This is a genomic window from Arcobacter caeni (genome assembly GCF_003063245.1).
GTDB lineage: Bacteria > Campylobacterota > Campylobacteria > Campylobacterales > Arcobacteraceae > Aliarcobacter > Aliarcobacter caeni.
Genome location: NZ_MUXE01000009.1, coordinates 56,932 through 74,505, shown reverse-complemented (window position 1 = coordinate 74,505; position 17,574 = coordinate 56,932). Strand labels below are relative to the sequence as shown.

General features: G+C 28.5%; 13 protein-coding genes and 8 tRNA genes. 1 reads left to right on the top strand and 20 read right to left on the bottom strand.

Translation table 11 applies throughout. The features are described 5' to 3' along the window. Nucleotides 1–62: 62 nt before the first annotated feature. From B0174_RS07465 to B0174_RS07370, 20 genes are all read right to left on the bottom strand, one after another. Nucleotides 63–1,712 carry a cation acetate symporter gene (locus B0174_RS07465; protein ID WP_108559240.1) on the bottom strand — a complete coding sequence of 550 codons (1,650 nt, stop codon included), beginning with the start codon at nucleotides 1,710–1,712 and terminating at the stop codon, nucleotides 63–65. Beyond that, nucleotides 1,712–2,026 (bottom strand): DUF485 domain-containing protein, encoded by a 315-nt coding sequence (locus B0174_RS07460; protein ID WP_108559238.1) that lies wholly within the window; start codon nucleotides 2,024–2,026, stop codon nucleotides 1,712–1,714. Before B0174_RS07460 ends, B0174_RS07465 begins: the two co-directional genes overlap by 1 nt. A 314-nt stretch (nucleotides 2,027–2,340) precedes the next feature. Beyond that, the gene (locus B0174_RS07455; protein WP_108559236.1) at nucleotides 2,341–3,993 is read right to left on the bottom strand and encodes a cation acetate symporter; all 1,653 of its coding nucleotides are present in this window, start codon (nucleotides 3,991–3,993) and stop codon (nucleotides 2,341–2,343) included. Beyond that, nucleotides 3,993–4,307 (bottom strand): DUF485 domain-containing protein, encoded by a 315-nt coding sequence (locus tag B0174_RS07450; RefSeq protein WP_108559234.1) that lies wholly within the window; start codon nucleotides 4,305–4,307, stop codon nucleotides 3,993–3,995. Before B0174_RS07450 ends, B0174_RS07455 begins: the two co-directional genes overlap by 1 nt. A gap of 185 nt (nucleotides 4,308–4,492) precedes the next feature. After that, entirely contained in the window at nucleotides 4,493–5,128 is a 636-nt protein-coding gene (locus tag B0174_RS07445) for a 3'-5' exonuclease (RefSeq protein WP_407641249.1), read from the bottom strand. Continuing rightward, the gene (locus tag B0174_RS07440) at nucleotides 5,125–6,945 is read right to left on the bottom strand and encodes a putative nucleotidyltransferase substrate binding domain-containing protein (protein WP_108559232.1); all 1,821 of its coding nucleotides are present in this window, start codon (nucleotides 6,943–6,945) and stop codon (nucleotides 5,125–5,127) included. The genes B0174_RS07445 and B0174_RS07440 overlap by 4 nt, the downstream gene beginning before the upstream one ends. Before the next feature lie 65 nt (nucleotides 6,946–7,010). Then, a complete protein-coding gene (locus B0174_RS07435) occupies nucleotides 7,011–8,906 on the bottom strand; it encodes a sodium:solute symporter family protein (protein WP_108559230.1) in 1,896 nt (631 codons plus the stop codon). Between the two features lie 11 nt (nucleotides 8,907–8,917). Further along, nucleotides 8,918–9,172: a DUF4212 domain-containing protein gene (locus B0174_RS07430; RefSeq protein ID WP_108559229.1), complete on the bottom strand. Its 255-nt coding sequence runs from the start codon at nucleotides 9,170–9,172 to the stop codon at nucleotides 8,918–8,920. Nucleotides 9,173–9,304: 132 nt separating this feature from the next. Continuing rightward, the gene (locus B0174_RS07425; protein ID WP_108559226.1) at nucleotides 9,305–9,967 is read right to left on the bottom strand and encodes a response regulator transcription factor; all 663 of its coding nucleotides are present in this window, start codon (nucleotides 9,965–9,967) and stop codon (nucleotides 9,305–9,307) included. After that, nucleotides 9,948–11,534 (bottom strand): sensor histidine kinase, encoded by a 1,587-nt coding sequence (locus B0174_RS07420; protein WP_108559224.1) that lies wholly within the window; start codon nucleotides 11,532–11,534, stop codon nucleotides 9,948–9,950. Before B0174_RS07420 ends, B0174_RS07425 begins: the two co-directional genes overlap by 20 nt. 73 nt (nucleotides 11,535–11,607) lie before the next feature. After that, a tRNA-Asp gene (locus B0174_RS07415) sits at nucleotides 11,608–11,684 on the bottom strand. A 91-nt stretch (nucleotides 11,685–11,775) separates the two neighbouring features. Next, nucleotides 11,776–11,851 (bottom strand) — tRNA-Val (locus B0174_RS07410). 18 nt (nucleotides 11,852–11,869) lie between these two features. Then, nucleotides 11,870–11,944, bottom strand: a tRNA-Glu gene (locus B0174_RS07405). 26 nt (nucleotides 11,945–11,970) lie between these two features. Continuing rightward, nucleotides 11,971–12,046, bottom strand: a tRNA-Lys gene (locus tag B0174_RS07400). A gap of 18 nt (nucleotides 12,047–12,064) precedes the next feature. Further along, a tRNA-Asp gene (locus B0174_RS07395) sits at nucleotides 12,065–12,141 on the bottom strand. A gap of 91 nt (nucleotides 12,142–12,232) precedes the next feature. Next, a tRNA-Val gene (locus B0174_RS07390) sits at nucleotides 12,233–12,308 on the bottom strand. 18 nt (nucleotides 12,309–12,326) lie between these two features. Further along, nucleotides 12,327–12,401: transfer RNA gene (locus tag B0174_RS07385), tRNA-Glu, on the bottom strand. 26 nt (nucleotides 12,402–12,427) lie between these two features. Continuing rightward, nucleotides 12,428–12,503: transfer RNA gene (locus B0174_RS07380), tRNA-Lys, on the bottom strand. A 58-nt stretch (nucleotides 12,504–12,561) separates the two neighbouring features. Then, complete coding sequence (locus B0174_RS07375; protein WP_108559222.1) at nucleotides 12,562–13,068, bottom strand: CinA family protein; 507 nt, start codon at nucleotides 13,066–13,068, stop codon at nucleotides 12,562–12,564. Between the two features lie 120 nt (nucleotides 13,069–13,188). Beyond that, nucleotides 13,189–14,553: an FAD-dependent oxidoreductase gene (locus B0174_RS07370; RefSeq protein ID WP_108559219.1), complete on the bottom strand. Its 1,365-nt coding sequence runs from the start codon at nucleotides 14,551–14,553 to the stop codon at nucleotides 13,189–13,191. 245 nt (nucleotides 14,554–14,798) lie between these two features. Here B0174_RS07370 and ileS point away from each other — a divergent pair, with 245 nt between their 5' ends. Beyond that, nucleotides 14,799–17,528, top strand: a complete 2,730-nt coding sequence (gene ileS, locus B0174_RS07365) for an isoleucine--tRNA ligase (protein ID WP_108559217.1) — start codon at nucleotides 14,799–14,801, stop codon at nucleotides 17,526–17,528. Nucleotides 17,529–17,574 lie beyond the last annotated feature (46 nt).

Sequence of the window (17,574 nt, the reverse complement as noted above, 5' to 3'; positions counted from 1 at the left end):
ACGAAGAAAAAGAAAGATTTGTGTATTTATCAAAGGAAATTTTCCTTTGATAAATTATATAACTAATGAGAAACAGCTCCAGCTGCACCAATACCAGTATTTGCTCTAACATTTTGACCTCTAAATAACTCTTTTTCTCTTTTAGCTCTAGGAGAATTATCAAGTTTTGAGAAGAACCAAATTGAAACAAATGCAATGGTTACTGAAAATAGTGCAGGGTGAGCATAAGGAAAAATTGCTTTTTCATTTTTTAATATTTCAACCCAAACATTTGGTCCTAAAATTACAAGTGCAACAGCTGCAATTAGTCCCATAAATCCACCAATAAATGCACCTCTTGTTGTTAATCCACTCCAGTAAATTGAAAGAAATAAAATTGGGAAGTTTGCAGATGCTGCAATTCCAAATGCAAGTCCTACCATATATGCAATATTTTGTGATTCAAAAGCTATTCCTAATACAACTCCAATAATACCAATAATAATTACTGTAATTTTAGAAATTTTAACAACTTTTTCATCTGATGCTTCTGGATTAATAACATTTGCATAAATATCATGAGATATAGCACTAGCACCTGCTAGTGTAAGTCCTGAAACAACCGCTAAAATAGTAGCAAAAGCAACAGCTGAAATAAATCCTAAGAATGCATTTCCACCTAACATATGTGATAAATGAACAGAAGCCATATTGCTTCCTCCAAATAATTTTCCATCAACAAAATATTGTGCGCCATCAGCAGAATTTAAAAATGCAATTGCACCAAATCCAACAATAGTAATAATTACCCAAAAATATGCAACAAATCCCGTTGCATAAACAACAGATTTTCTAGCTTCTTTTGCATTTCCTACTGTAAAAAATCTCATTAAAACATGTGGTAATCCAGCAGTTCCTAGCATTAATGCCATACCTAAAGATATTGCAGAAATAGGATCTGTAATAAATCCACCTGGGCTTAAAATTGCTTCACCTGATTTGTGATTTTCAACAGCTTTAGCAGCTAATGACTCAAAAGAAAAATCAAAGTGATATAAAACCATTACCGCCATAAATGAAACACCTGTTAATAATAAACAAGCTTTTATAATTTGTACCCAAGTAGTAGCTAACATCCCACCAAAAGTAACATAAATAATCATTAATGCACCAACCATGATAACAGCATATTCATAATCCATACCAAATAAAACTTGAATTAATTTTCCAGCTCCAACCATTTGTGCAATAAGATATAAAACAACAACGCTAATAGAACCAAACGCAGCTAAGGTTCTAATTTCTTTTTGTCCAAGTCTGTAAGCTGCAATATCAGCAAAAGTAAATTTACCTAAGTTTCTTAATTTTTCAGCCATAAAAAATAAAATTACAGGCCATCCAACTAAAAATGAAACTGCATAAATTACTCCATCATAACCTTTCATATAAATAAGACCAGATACTCCAAGAAATGCTGCAGCTGACATATAATCTCCAGCAATTGCTAAACCATTTTGAAAACCAGTAATTCCTCCACCTGCTGTATAAAAATCACTTGCAGATTTTGTTTTCTTAGCAGCCCAATAAGTTATTCCTAAAGTCCCCGCAATAAAAACAAAAAACATAATAATCGCAGGAATATTTAGTTCTCTTTTTGCTGCTTCAAAAGTTGCATCACCTGCTGCAAAAGAAGTTAATGCTATGATTGAAATTAACGCTAAAATTTTTAACATTAGATTAGCCCCTTTACATCTTTTTTAATTTCATTAGTTAAATCTTCAAATTCGCCATTTGCTTTTCTTACATAAATAAGAGTTGTGATAAAACTAAGTACTAAAATTGCTAATGCAATAGGAAATGCTATTGTAGTAACTCCAACACCAATTTTTGTAGCTAAAAGTTCTTTATTAAATGCAATAATTAATATATATGCATAAAACATTACGATTACAAAAATACCTAATTTAATCCCTAAACCATTTCTTTTAGAAACTAGTTCTTTATACTTTGGATTAGATTCAATTCGCTCGACTAATTCGTCATTCATTTTGCTTCCCCTCATTTTGAAATAATAAACAAAATATGTTTATCACTCTTTTTCATTTGAACTAAATTATTAATTGCAGTAATATAGTGCATGAAAAAGTAAATGATTATACTTACAAAAGTGTGATATTAATGTTTTTTCTTTTTAAGTAGTGTAAAAATTGTGTAAGAATAAGTAGATTTGTAACATAAAATATGATTATAAGTTATTTTATTTAGTTGATAATTTTAAGATAATTTTAAGATTTTAGAATAAGTAAAAGTTATAAAAGAGATATTACTAAAGAGAAACTTCTCTTTAGTAATATTATAAGATTAGTGAGCAACAGCTCCATCAGCACCGATACCAGTTTCAGCTCTAACATTTTGAGCGTCATATGATTCGATTTCTTTTTTAGCACTTTCTGATTTATCAGTAATTGAGAAGAACCAAATTCCAATAAATGCAACAGTTACAGAGAACAATGCAGGGTGTTTATAAGGGAAAATTGCTTTTGCATTTCCTAATATTTCTACCCATACAGTTGGACTTAAAATTACAAGTACAATTGCTGTAATAAGACCCAAGAATCCACCAATAAATGCACCTCTAGTTGTTAATTTTTTCCAGTAAATTGAAAGGAATAAAATTGGGAAGTTAGCAGATGCAGCAATAGCAAATGCAAGACCAACCATGAATGCGATATTTTGTTTTTCAAAAGCAATACCTAATATAACTCCAACAATACCAATAACAATAACTGATCTTTTTGAAACTTTAATTTCTGCTTCTTCAGTAGCTTTACCTTTTTTCATTACAATTGCATAAATATCGTGAGATATTGAAGATGCACCTGCAAGTGTTAATCCAGAAACAACCGCTAAAATAGTAGCAAATGCAACAGCTGAAATAAATCCTAAGAATATATCTCCACCAACAACATGTGATAAGTGAATAGCAGCCATATTTCCACCACCAATTAATTTACCATCTTTGAAGTATTGTGCAGCATCAGGTCCTTGTAAGAATACGATAGCTCCTAAACCAATAACAGCAATAATTAAGTAGAAGTAACCAATAAATCCAGTTGCATAAACAACAGATTTTCTAGCTTCTTTTGCATTTCCAGCAGTAAAGAATCTCATTAAGATATGTGGTAAACCAGCAGTTCCTAACATTAATGCTAAACCTAAAGAAATAGCAGAAACAGGATCAGAAATAAATCCACCTGGAGCCATAATAGCTTGACCTTTAGGATGTACAGCGACAGCTTGAGTAGCAAGTTCTCCAAAAGAGAAACCATAATGTGCCATTACCATGAACCCCATGAAAGTAACACCTGAAAGTAATAATACAGCTTTGATAATTTGTACCCAAGTAGTTGCAAGCATACCACCAAAAGTAACATAAATAATCATCATAACACCAACAAGGATAACTGCATACTCATAATCCATACCAAATAAGATTTGAATTAATTTTCCAGCTCCAACCATTTGAGCAATTAGATATAAAGTTACAACAGATAAAGAACCAAAAGCAGCTAAAATTCTGATTTTAGTTTGATCTAGTCTATATGCAGCAATATCCGTAAATGTAAATTTACCTAAGTTTCTTAATTTTTCAGCCATTAAGAATAAAATAACTGGCCAACCAACAAGGAATCCAACAGCATAAATTAAACCATCATATCCACTTAAATAAATCATTCCAGAAATACCAAGGAATGAAGCAGCTGACATATAATCTCCAGCAATTGCCATACCATTTTGGAATCCAGTGATTCCTCCACCTGCTGTATAGAAATCTGAAGCAGATTTTGTTTTACTTGCAGCCCATTTTGTAATACCCAAAGTTCCAGCAATAAAGATGAAGAACATGATAATAGCAGGAATATTTAAATTTGATTTTCCCATATCCCCTAATGAATCACCAGCAGCAAAAACTGCTATTGCTAATACAGATAATAGTGCGAATATTTTTAACATTATTTATCTCCTAGTGCTTGTTTTTTTATATCATTTGTTAAGTCTTCAAATTCATTATTTGCTCTATTAACATAAATTAATGTTGTAATAAAACTTATAATAATGATTGCAGCTCCTACTGGAAATGCATAAGTCATAACACCGTCACCGATTTTTGTAGCTAAAAGTTCTTTATCAAAAGCGATAACTAAGATATAACCATAAAACATAACTAAAACAAATAATGAAAGTTTTAAAGAAAACGAATTTCTTTTTGTAACTAATTCATTGTATTTTGGATTAGATTTAATTTTTTTTACTAATTCTGATTCCATATTCTCTCCCTAAAATTTAGATTGTAACTAAATGTACTAGAGAATATTAAACTATTAAAGTTGCAATAACATAGCATTTGAAAATATTTCTCAATTATTTTAATAAAAGATGAAAAAATGAGCTATTTAGGGCTTTGTTTCAAATAATTTATTAATTTAATGTCAAAAATATGACTTTTATTTTTTTAATTTGTATAAAATGTAGTTTTTGCAGCTGTTAAGTTTTTTAGTTTTAGAAATATCATAGATGTCATTATTGCATCATTTAAGGCATCATGTTTACCTAATGCTGGAATATCAAGATTTTTTAAAATAGTATCAAATCGTAAATCAATAAATTGATAATCACTTGATTTTTTTCTGGTTTTGTAATACATCGAAGATACTTCAATTGTTTCATTTGGAAGTTTTATTCCAATAAATTCTTTTGTATATCTTGAAATTATTGCTGCATCAAATTTTATGTAATATCCAACAATTGGTCTTGAACCAATAAATTCTAATAATTGATATATAGCTTCTTTAGGATTTTGTCCATTTTTTAAATCAATTGGTCTAATATGATGAATTTTTATTGATTCAGGATTGATATTTTTCGATGGTTTTAAGAAAATATTAAATGTTTTCCTCATTAAAATTTTATTTTTTTTTATATGAACTGCTCCAATTGAAAGAATTTCATCTTTTTTTGGATTTAACCCGCTAGTTTCACAATCTAAACATACATATTCATCAAAAACAGGGTTTTCAAATAAAAAATCAAATCTAATATCTTTTAGTTTTTTTCTATTCCAATTTTTAAACAAATTATTAAATATCATGAAATTCTATCTATTCTAAAAGTATAAGAGATAAACCTTTTAAATTCATTTATAATTTTAAAAGAATCTTTTAATAAATCTCTTTCTATTTTTCCTAAAGTGTGCGTATCAATTTCATTAGTGATTTTTTTTCCATGTTGAATATCATGAAGTTGCGATTTTAATCTTAGTGTATTTACAAAATCAAAAGCTTCTAATAATTCAGCTGCTTTTTCTTTCTCTAAAACTCTTCTATCTTCAAGAATTTTTATTCTTTTAATGGTTGTGGTTTCTCTAATCTTTTCTCTTAATGCTAAACTTCTAATTCCTTGAACTATTGGAAAAACAGCTGTCTTTTTTATGTCAATGATATGTGATTTTGTCATAATATTTGTAACTGTATTTGGTGTATCAAATGCTATTGTTGCCTTTGCAAAATATGCCATAAATACATCTTTATCATGTAGTTTATTAAATAAATCGTCTTTTAAATTAATTAATAATTCTTTATTCCCTGCTACTGCAAAAGAATCAAAAAAGATTGCTAAATCCATATAATTTTGAATCCCAGGAGCTTCAATCCATCTTGCAGTTTCATTTTTATATTCATTTACAGTTTTACACCAAAATGGATTTGAAACCATAATATTTCCCTCACAGACTGGATAAGCAAAATTAATTAAGTTTTTCGTGATTTCATTCATATAGAATCTATATTGTTCAACATCAATTCCATCTTTAATAACAAGTGCATTATCTTGATCGGTTTTTATGATTTGTTCATTTCTTCCTTCACTTCCCATAACCATAAAACAAGCGTTATCTCTTAGTTCTTCTGGTAAAATTAATTCATAAAGTTTTTGATAAACTTTTGTATTTAATTGACCAATCAAATTTGAGATATGATTTACTTTTACACCTTTTGCATGAAGACTACTTATAATATTTATCAAATCTTTACTAGCAGATTTTAAATCTTCTAAATTGTTTGCTTTTTTAATTTTTGAATCAACAACATAAGTGTGGTTTGCAAAGTGTGAAAGAACATCAATTTGTTCTAAAATACCAATCATTTCACCTTTGTTATTTGTAACACCAACTCTTTTTATATTTTTTTTAATTAATACTGTTAATGCTTCAAATAAATAATCATCATTATTAACAGTTAAAAGAGGAAAAATTGCAATATCTTTTACAGAAATTGTCAAATCTCTGCCTTCTAATAATACTTTTGTTTTAAGTAATGAATCTGTAATAATTCCATATTCACCAGTTGTTTTTTTGATAATAATACTTGATGTTTTATATTCCATTGATTTTTGAATAGCATCTATTAATTTTGTATTTTCATCTATAATACAAGCTTCATGAATAAGTGTATCTTCAACTTTGGCAATCATAAAAGATGAAAGTTCAGATGTATATTCTTTATTTTTTAAAGTTTGAATTTTATTTACTAAATCTTTTAAAAAATAATCTTTAAATTGTTGATTTAGTTCTATTAATTTCAAAAAAGTATTTTTTTCTAACTCGTAACAGATTAAATCTTCATATACTTTAAAAATATTATTACATTTTCCATATATTAAAGAGTTAGAATCAAAGGAATCTTGATGATGGTAATCCATAAGAACAACATTTTCTACTGAATATTCATAAACAGAACCTTTTATAACTATAAAAAAGTAGTTTGGAATTTTTTCAGGATTTATTAATATTGAATCTTTTGGATAATATGCAATATCCATATGTTTTATACATATTTCCATTTGTTCTGCTGTCAAAACTTGAAAGGGATGAATATTTGAAAGAAATGTTTTTTGGTCTTGGATACTCATGAATTTACCTAATATTTATAAAAGTAAAAAAAGTACACCCAAAGGTATACTTTTTAGTAAGTTTTTTAATGTTCTAAAGCTTCGCCTACACCTGATGGAATTCTTATTCTTTCAACAAGTTCTTGAATATGAAAAGGTGGTGCCGGAGTCATTCTTGATACAATTAATGCTACGATAAAATGCAATAAAGCGCCAAGTGCACCAATTCCTGTTGGATTAATCCCTAGTAAATAATCTTTTGGATCACCACCTAAGAATACAAAATAAACTATATAAGTAAAGGTAAAAGTTAAACCAACAATTATTCCAGTAATCGCGCCTTCTTTATTCATTCTTTTATCAAATATTCCAAGAATAATTGTAGGAAAAAATGCAGCAGCTGCTAAACCAAAGGCAAAAGCAACAACTTGTGCAACAAAACCAGGGGGATTTATTCCTAAATATCCAGCAACTAATACAGCAACGATAGCTGAAATTCTAGCCCACATTAATTCTGTTTTTTCATTTAAAGTTGATCTTTTTGTTACTTTATCTTTAAAAATAATTTGTCCCATCAAATCGTGTGAAATTGATGAAGCAATTACCAATAATAAACCAGCGGCTGTTGATAATGCAGCTGCCAATCCACCTGCTGCTATAAATGCAATAACCCAATTTGGTAAGTTTGCTATTTCTGGATTTGCAAGAACCATAATATCGACATCAACATATAATTCATTAACTATTCCATTCCCTTTTCTAAGTTCATAGTCATCAGGAGTACCTTTAGGGTTAGTAGTTAATTTATGTCCATCTTTTGCTCTATTTATTTCATCAAAAGTTGGTTTTCCACCTTTTGCATCAAATGCAACACCTGATGCATATTGGATTTTACCATCACCATTTCTATCATTCCATGCTAATAAATTGGCATTTTCCCAAGTTTGAAACCATTTTCCATTATTTTCAGTTCCATCAATATTTTTTGATTCTCCATCAACAAATGACTGATATTCAACATTTTGAACATTTTTTATCAAATTTATTCTTGAAAATGATGCAACAGAAGAGATAGTTGTATACATAATTGCAATAAATACTAATGCCCAACCAGCAGAAATTCTAGCATCTCTAACCGTTGGTACTGTAAAGAATCTTACTATTACATGTGGTAAACCAGCTGTTCCTAACATTAAAGCAGTAGTTAACATAAACATATTCCATAAATTACCAGGTTCTGTATATGCTTTGAATCCTAAATCTAATAATGATTGATCAAGTGCATGTAATAAATAAGTCCCCTCAGGTATTACTTGAACACCTGTATTAAATGCAAAAGTTGTTTGTGAAAAAATACCTAATTGGGGTAAAAAAGTATCAGTAACTTGTAATGATAGAAAAATTGCAGGTACCATATATGCAAAAATCATAACTACATATTGTGCAACTTGAGTATATGTAATCCCTTTCATTCCACCAAGAACTGAATAAAAAAATACAATCGCCATACCAATAATAACACCTGTATTTATATCAACTTGTAAAAATCTAGAAAATACAATTCCAACACCTCTCATTTGTCCAGCAACATAAGTAAAAGAGATAAAAATTACTGCAATAATTGCTACTAATCTTGCAACATCTGAATAATATCTGTCACCTACAAAATCAGGAACAGTAAATTTTCCAAATTTTCTTAAATATGGAGCTAATAACATTGCAAGAAGAACATAGCCACCAGTCCAACCCATTAAATAAGCACCACCATCAGAACCTTGAAAAGAAATAATACCAGCTAAAGAAATAAATGAAGCAGCAGACATCCAATCAGCAGCAGTTGCCATTCCATTTGAAATAGGATGAACTCCACCACCTGCAACATAAAATTCTTTTGTTGAATCAGCTTTTGCCCAAAGAGCAATACCAATATATATCGCAAATGAGATACCTACAAATAGATAAATTAATGTTTGTAAGGCCATATTAATAATCCTTATTCATTTACACCATATTTTTCATCTATTCCTGTCATTACTTTTACATAAACAAAAATTAAGATAACAAATACATATATTGAACCTTGTTGAGCAAACCAATAACCTAATTTAACTCCACTAATTTCTATTGCATTAAGTTCATTGATGAATAAAATTCCACAACCAAAAGAAAATACAAACCAAACTATTAGAAGTTTAATAATCATAGAAATATTTTCTTTCCAGTATGCTTGTGCTTTTTCTGGGCTCATTTTACTCTCCTTATAAATTTAAAATGCAATCGAAAGACAATTTAAGATTGAATTATAGTAGAGGTATGTAGCAAAAGGGTAGCATTTAGCTTTTTTTGAAGGTTTCTTTAATATGGGTAATTTTTAGGAAGTTTAAGCAGAGTAATACCTGTCTATTTTATATCCAAGACCTCTGATGTTTTTGATAAAATCTTCTTTTAATGCTTTTTTTAATCTTGATATTTCTGCTCTAATAGTAGGATTATCAATATCCTCTCCATCCCAAATATCAATTCTAAATCTTTCAAAATCTACTATCATATTTATATTTAATGCAAGAATATGAATAATTTCTAATTGTTTTTTAGTTAGATTTTGTGGTTCACCATTAAAATATAAAGTTTGTTTATCTTTTGAATAAGAGTAATTTTCAGAGAATTTAATATGAGTAGTATTATTTTGTTCTTTTTTTAAAATCTGATTTATTTTTATACCTAATTCACCTAAATGAAAAGGTTTTTTGATATATTCTCTACATCCAAGACTATATGCTTTACTAATATCTTCTATATCAATTAATGCAGAAATAAATATAGTTGGAATATAAATTTTTTTATTATTTAACTCACTTAAAATCTCAAAACCATCTTTTGTAGGAACATTTATATCAAGTATCAATAAATCATAGTTATTGTTTATATTGTCTAAAACTTCTTGTCCATCGCTAAAACTCTCAACCATATGACCTATATTTTTTAAATATTCACTAATGGCATTATTAAGCATTAACTCATCTTCAAGTAGTAGTATCTTCATTTATTTTAAACCTATAAGTAAATTTTGTCTCTTTTGCATTTGAATCAAGATTGATTATAACTAAATTTTTATCACAAATATCTTTCACTATTTTCAAGCCTAGACCAAAACCACCTCTTGCATTATTCTCCCTATAAAAATCATCAAATATCTTATCTTTAGATTCTATTTTTTTTGAATTAGATGAAACACTAAATTCAATTTCTTCATCATTTAAATAGTCTAACTTTACAAAAATAGGAGATTTTGCAAAAGAGTATTTAATTGCATTTGATAAATTATTATCTATTACTCGTTGAAGTTCTGTAATATTAAATTTAATATATATATCGTCTTCAATGTTACTTACAAAATTTAAAGAGTTTGAAATTGCAATTTCATCAAAAAACTCTATTCTTGAAATTAAAATCTTTGAAAAATCTAAATACTCTTTTTCATATGTAACTCTGTCTTTTTTTACAAGATATGATAAATCATCATAAATATATTGAATTATTTTTGAACCAGATTCAATATTTGTAATATATTTATTATTAGGTATTTTCATTTTAAGTAAATCAATATTTGTTTGTATTATTGATAGTGGAGTATTTATTTCATGAACTGAATTTTTAATAAATTTTTTCTGAGATGCTATAAGATTTGTGAGCTCTTTTGTTTTTTCATTAACTTTATCTTCTAGATTTTTATTTAGATCTTCAAGCATATTTGTTTTAAGTTTAATATTATTCATAGCATCAGTTGCATAGTTCGCAATTACTTTAAATTCCCCGAAAATAATTCTGTTTTGATTAATTGGGTCGTTATTTTTTTGAGATTCTTTAAAATATTTACCTATTTCTTTTACATCATTTACAATTAAAATAGTTGCATTTTTGTAAATAAATATAGAATATAATACCAACATAATGGTAAGTGAAGTTATTTGTAGCGTATAATTTGAGATTTTTTGATTATAATCTTCTTCTTTTTCTTTAATTAACTTATCAATTTCATCTAAATAAACACCTTTTCCAATAGTCCAATTCCATTTATTATAAGAAAGTGCATAAGAAATTTTTGTAGTTTGTTTTGATATTTCTGGCTTATACCAAATATATTCAACATATCCTCCTAAATTTCTTTTTGAGGTATTTATTAGTTCTTTTATAACTTCTTTACCTTTTACATCTTGTGTATTTAAGTAGTTATGTCCAATATTATCTTTTTTTGCTATTGCATCTTGAACTAAATTACCGTTAAAATCATAAATAAAAATATATTCATTGGGGTTTTCATTAACTCTTAGTTTTTCAATTATTTCAAGAACTTCTTTTTGTATAACAGCTTCAGATTTCTTATTTTTATTTATTTCATTATAATAATCAATAAAATTTATAATATAGTTAACATGATTTTTAATTAATTCTTTTTGATTATTTGTGTAATCAGTTTTTAAAGTATGGTTTTTTTCTTGAAGTTCCTCATGAGCATTACTTATTATAATAAAAGTAAAAGTTGAAACTAAAACAATGATAAATAAAATACTGTAAACTATAAGGTGATATAAACTTTTTGCTCTTAACATTAAAACCCTTTTTATCTAAGGTAATATTGTATCTGGATTTTTGTGAGAATAATCTTTGATAGATTAATAAAAGTGGCGCGGTTGAAGGGACTTGAACCCTCGACCTCCTGCGTGACAGGCAGGCATTCTAACCAACTAAACTACAACCGCACTTTAAAAATACTATTTACGAGAAGTAAATAGAAGTCACAAAAAATCTTTAAAAATCTAATGCTACTGCATTTTGAGACTTTTAAAAAAGTGGTGGTCGATATAAGACTCGAACTTATGACATCTACCTTGTAAGGGTAGCGCTCTACCAACTGAGCTAATCGACCGTTTTGTTGCAAATGGCTTGGTGACCCCTAGGGGATTCGAACCCCTGTGATTGGAATGAAAATCCAAGATCCTAACCGTTAGATGAAGGGGCCAAGATTGCAACAGAATAAAAATAAAATGGTGACCCGTGATGGATTCGAACCATCGGCCCCCTCATTAAAAGTGAGATGCTCTACCGGCTGAGCTAACGGGTCACATAAGAAAATAAAAAGTGGCGCGGTTGAAGGGACTTGAACCCTCGACCTCCTGCGTGACAGGCAGGCATTCTAACCAACTAAACTACAACCGCACTTTAAAAATACTATTTACGAGAAGTAAATAGAAGTCACAAAAAATCTTTAAAAATCTAATGCTACTGCATTTTGAGACTTTTAAAAAAGTGGTGGTCGATATAAGACTCGAACTTATGACATCTACCTTGTAAGGGTAGCGCTCTACCAACTGAGCTAATCGACCGTTTTGTTGCAAATGGCTTGGTGACCCCTAGGGGATTCGAACCCCTGTGATTGGAATGAAAATCCAAGATCCTAACCGTTAGATGAAGGGGCCAAGATTGCAACAGAATAAAAATAAAATGGTGACCCGTGATGGATTCGAACCATCGGCCCCCTCATTAAAAGTGAGATGCTCTACCGGCTGAGCTAACGGGTCACATTGATAATTTAAGTTGTTCTACTTAAATTGGACTGGAATTATAGTGCAAATATTTTTATTTGTCAAGAGAATCTTTAACAAATTTATAAATTTCTTTCAATGCAACTTTTGCAGCTTGTATTTGAATATCTTCTCTTAATCCTTTGAAATTATAGATATTTACTATTTTATGGTTATTCTTATCCCTAATTCCTATTACGACACTACCTACAGGCTTGTTTTTTGTCCCACCATTTGGTCCTGCAATTCCAGAAATTGCTATTGCAAAATTTGCATCAAATTTATTTATTACACCATTTAGCATTTCATTTACAACTTCAATACTAACCGCACCATATTTTTCTAAAGTTTCATTTTTAACATGTAATTCTTGATTTTTTATTTTATTAGAGTAGGTTACTATGCTTCCATTAAAAATATCTGATGAACCTGATATTTTAGTTATCATACTTGCAACTAAACCACCCGTACAAGATTCTGCTGTTGTTATTGTTTGATTATTTGCTCTTAGAAGAGTTTGAAGCTTTATCATATCGTCTTCATTAAAAATATAGTTAAACATTGAATACATCCTTTTAAATCAATTTACAGGATAGTATTTTATATGTTTAAGATTAAAAAAAAATAAGAGAGAAAATATGTATAATAAGAATCAACTCTTATTATACATATAAAGTAAGTTTTACGCGATTTCTGGGTCAGTAAAATCAGCTAAGAATTGAGCTTCATTAAACTCTAATTTTAAATAGTCACAAACTACTTTAATATCTCTTTCTGCATTTCCTAAGCAAGAAGTTGCTCCTGGACTTGGAGTCATATTAAAGATAATTCCTTTTCCTTCACTTAAAGAAGCTTCACCAAGCATTAATTTTTTTTCAGTTTTATTAAGAACTTGAGGTCTAACACCACCAAATCCTTTTGCATACTCTAAATCATCTACAGTTAAAGATGGAACAATTTTTCTAGCATCTTTTACGAATAAACCTTTGTTTATTCCTGGAACTTCAAATAAGAAGTTTTTAAATACATAATTTCTTATTTCTGAATCTTTTAATAAATCCCAGAAGATTTTTAAGATACTTCCATCAATATTCATAGTTTTTAAACATTGGAATATTGATTTACCACCTTTATATCTTTCAAGAACTAATAAAGCAAGAGCAGTTGGACCAAATCTTGTTTTACCATTTTCTAAGATATCTGGATCACCATGAAGTGCTGCAAATGGTAATTTATCATTTTGTACCATATAAACTTTACCATTTAAGAATTCACCATTTGTAATATAAAATGATCCTGCCATTGATAAAGAACCCATGTGTTTACCATAACCCATTTTATGAGCTAAGTATAATGAGTGCGCACCTGCATTTACAACAACAAAATCAGCTGTATAAACAGTTCCATTAACAGTTGTTAATTTATATTTATTTCCAACTTTTTCAATTTCTTCAACTTCTGAATTAAAGAAAATGTCAGTTGTTTTTGAAGTATCTGCAGCTTGACCAGCTTTTGCTAATTCTTTTGTCATAGCTCCAAAATCAACAGTTGTATATTGATCTTTTGCACCCATTGCAATAATTGGTTCAGGTCTATCTATTGTTTGTGCTTTATCAGCATAAACTAACTTAGGCTCTAGCACTCTTAATGTTTCTTTATCCCATAATTCTAAATAAGGAAAAACTTCTTTAAATTCATTGTATCTTTTTGTAATGAATTCAACTTCTTTCTCACCAACACCTAAAGCCATTTTTTGGTGTTTAAACATAATTTTTTCTTGTAAATTATATTGTAAACAGAACTTCTCAATCATTTTCGCAGTTCTTTTTGTAACTTTTGCTTTTGATAAAGTGTAGTTAGTTTCAATATCACCAACATGAATAGTTTGAGAGTTACTTGTACCTTTAGAGTTTAAAGTTGCAAGATCTTCATACTTTTCTAACAAACAGATTTTTGTTGCAGTTGAATATTTAGCTAACTCATAAAATAGAGCAGCTCCCGAGATTCCTCCACCTACGATTACTACTTCATAGTGTTTTTCGTTCATTTATTTTTCCTGTGTTTTTGTGAAATATCTGGAAATTCTATCATATAAAATTTATATTTTAGATAAAAGAATAGATATTTCTTTTAATTATATATCTTAAGTATAGATTTTTGTAACATAAGCTTATTTCTTAATCTTTTTACTTATATATTTAACTAAAAGTCATAAATTTATTTTAAACTAAATTAGATATAATCAATACTTTAATTAAAACTACAAATATTTTGAATGTCAAAGGTGTGATAATGGATTATAAAGAGAGTTTACTGCTTCCAAAAACTGATTTCCCAATGAGAGGAAATCTTCCTAACAATGAACCTATTAAATATAAAGAATGGGATGAGAAAAAAGTTTATGACAAGATGAAAAAAAATAGGGTAGGTTGTGAATCTTTTACACTTCATGATGGACCTCCTTATGCAAATGGAAATATTCATATTGGACATGCATTAAATAAAATTTTAAAAGATATTATTAACAAATTTCATTATTTTGAGGGAAAATCAATTAGATATGTTCCAGGATGGGATTGTCATGGATTGCCAATTGAGCAAAAAGTTGAAGAAAAGATTGGTTCTGAAAAGAAAAAATTACTTCCAAAATCAAAACTTAGACAACTTTGTCGAGATCATGCAACTAAATTTGTTGATATTCAAAGAAGTGAATTTAAACAATTAGGTGTTATTGCTGATTGGGAAAATCCTTATTTAACAATGGATTTTAAATTTGAAGCTAATATTTATAGAGAATTATGTGCAATTGCTAAACAAGGTTTATTAATTCAGAGAAGCAAACCAGTTTATTGGTCTTGGGCTGCACAAACAGCACTTGCTGAAGCTGAAGTTGAATATGAAGATAAAACTTCACCATCAATTTATGTTGCATTTAAACATGAAAAATTGAACGCAAGTATTATTATTTGGACTACAACTCCTTGGACTTTACCTGCAAATACAGGAATCTCACTTAATGGTGAAGAAGAGTATGTTCTTACAAGTGATAAATTTATTGTTGCAAAAAAATTGTATAACACATTAATTGAAAATGGTGTGATAAGTGGAGATATAGTTGAAGTTATTAATCCAAAAGATTTAGAAAATACAAATGCAATCAATCCATTAAATGATAGATTCTCTAAAATTGTTTTAGGTGAACATGTTATGATGGATTCAGGAACAGGAGCTGTTCATACAGCACCCGGACATGGAGAAGATGACTACAAAATTGGTTTAGTTTATGGTTTAGATGTTCTTATGCCTGTTGATGCATTTGGAAAATATGATGAAACTATTGTTAGAGAAAAATTATTTAGAGATACTGAAAAATATTTAGGATTAAATGTATTTAAAGCAAATGAATTAATTCTTGAAGAATTAGGTACAGCTTTAATAAAAAGAGTAGATATTAGACATTCTTATCCACATTGTTGGAGAACACATACACCAATTATTTTTAGAGCTACTAAACAATGGTTTATTTCTGTTGATGATAAATATGGAAAACAAAATAAAACGCTAAGAGAAAATGCTTTAAATGTTGTTGAAAATTTAACTTTTTATCCTGAATGGGGAAGAAATAGATTAAAAGCAATGCTTGATGGAAGACCTGACTGGTGTATTTCAAGACAAAGAGATTGGGGTGTTCCAATTGCATTTTTTAGAAATAAAAAAACTGATGAAATTGTTTTTGATGAAAAAGTATTAAATTACACAGCTATGATTTTTGAACAAAAAGGTTGTGATGCTTGGTATGATTTAGAAATTTCAGAATTACTATATCCAGGAAGTGGATTAAATGCTGATGATTTAGAAAAAACAACTGATATTTTAGATGTTTGGTTTGACTCAGGTTCAACTCAAAATGCAGTTTTAAGATCTAGAAACTATGATGCTGGAACTTTCCCTGCTGATATGTATCTTGAAGGAAGTGACCAACATAGAGGTTGGTTCCAATCTTCACTTTTAACAACTTTAGCATCAAGCGAAATTGCTCCTTATAAATCGATTTTAACACATGGATTCACTGTTGATGAAAAAGGTGAAAAAATGTCAAAATCTAAAGGAAATGTTGTTGCTCCTGATAAAGTTTTAAAAGAGTACGGAAGTGAAATTTTAAGACTTTGGGTTGCTATGAGTGATTATCAATCTGATTTAAAAATCTCTGATAATATCTTAAAACAAAATGCAGAACTTTATAGAAAAATTAGAAATACTGCAAGATTTTTACTTGCAAATGTTTCTGATTTAGAAGAAATTGTAGCAGTTGATAAAATGGGACCTTTAGATAAATGGGTTTTAAATAAAGCTAAAAAAGTATTTGATGAAATCGAAGCTGCATTTAATGTATATGAATTTTCAAAAGGTTTAAACAAATTAAATAACTTCTTAGTTGTGGATTTATCTGGAATTTATCTTGATGTTTGTAAAGATAGATTATATTGTGATGATAAAAATGATATTCATAGACTTGCATCTCAAAGTGCAATGGCTTTAATTGTTAAAAAATTAATTTCTACAATGGCGCCAATATTAACTTATACAATGGACGAATTATTGGTATTTGCACCTGATTTTATAAAAGCTGATTGTGAAGATATTTTTGATTATAAAAAAGTTGAATTACCAAATGTTGAAGTAACTATTAATGAAGCTACTTTATTTGCAGCAAAAGAAAAATTCTCTGAAATAAAAGATGCTCTAAGTAAAGAAAAAGTAATAAAATCAACATTAGAATTAATGATTTATACAAATTGTGAAGATATTTTAGGTTTAGACGAAGTAGAATCAAGTGATTGGTTTTTAGTAAGTAGCGTAACAAAAGATAAACAAAACTCTGATATACTTGGAAGTTTCCAAATTGATGGGAAAGAGTTTGAAGTTTATAAAGCAAATAAGCATAAATGTCCAAGATGTTGGAAGTTTACAGCTGTTAAAGAAGAAACACTTTGTAATAGATGTGAAGAAGTTTTAAAATAGGAAAAAAATGTTTCAAGAAGAAGTAACACTTACTTTTATATTCCAA

Bases quoted from the DNA above. Each gene is read 5' to 3' on its own strand.
- B0174_RS07450 (WP_108559234.1), bottom strand. From the start codon at position 4,307: ATGGAATCAGAATTAGTAAAAAAAATTAAATCTAATCCAAAATACAAT.
- B0174_RS07430 (WP_108559229.1), bottom strand. From the start codon at position 9,172: ATGAGCCCAGAAAAAGCACAAGCATACTGGAAAGAAAATATTTCTATG.
- B0174_RS07465 (WP_108559240.1), bottom strand. From the start codon at position 1,712: ATGTTAAAAATTTTAGCGTTAATTTCAATCATAGCATTAACTTCTTTT.
- B0174_RS07425 (WP_108559226.1), bottom strand. From the start codon at position 9,967: ATGAAGATACTACTACTTGAAGATGAGTTAATGCTTAATAATGCCATT.
- B0174_RS07460 (WP_108559238.1), bottom strand. From the start codon at position 2,026: ATGAATGACGAATTAGTCGAGCGAATTGAATCTAATCCAAAGTATAAA.
- ileS (WP_108559217.1), top strand. From the start codon at position 14,799: ATGGATTATAAAGAGAGTTTACTGCTTCCAAAAACTGATTTCCCAATG.
- B0174_RS07370 (WP_108559219.1), bottom strand. From the start codon at position 14,553: ATGAACGAAAAACACTATGAAGTAGTAATCGTAGGTGGAGGAATCTCG.
- B0174_RS07445 (WP_407641249.1), bottom strand. From the start codon at position 5,128: ATGATATTTAATAATTTGTTTAAAAATTGGAATAGAAAAAAACTAAAA.
- B0174_RS07420 (WP_108559224.1), bottom strand. From the start codon at position 11,534: ATGTTAAGAGCAAAAAGTTTATATCACCTTATAGTTTACAGTATTTTA.
- B0174_RS07440 (WP_108559232.1), bottom strand. From the start codon at position 6,945: ATGAGTATCCAAGACCAAAAAACATTTCTTTCAAATATTCATCCCTTT.
- B0174_RS07455 (WP_108559236.1), bottom strand. From the start codon at position 3,993: ATGTTAAAAATATTCGCACTATTATCTGTATTAGCAATAGCAGTTTTT.
- B0174_RS07375 (WP_108559222.1), bottom strand. From the start codon at position 13,068: ATGTTTAACTATATTTTTAATGAAGACGATATGATAAAGCTTCAAACT.
- B0174_RS07435 (WP_108559230.1), bottom strand. From the start codon at position 8,906: ATGGCCTTACAAACATTAATTTATCTATTTGTAGGTATCTCATTTGCG.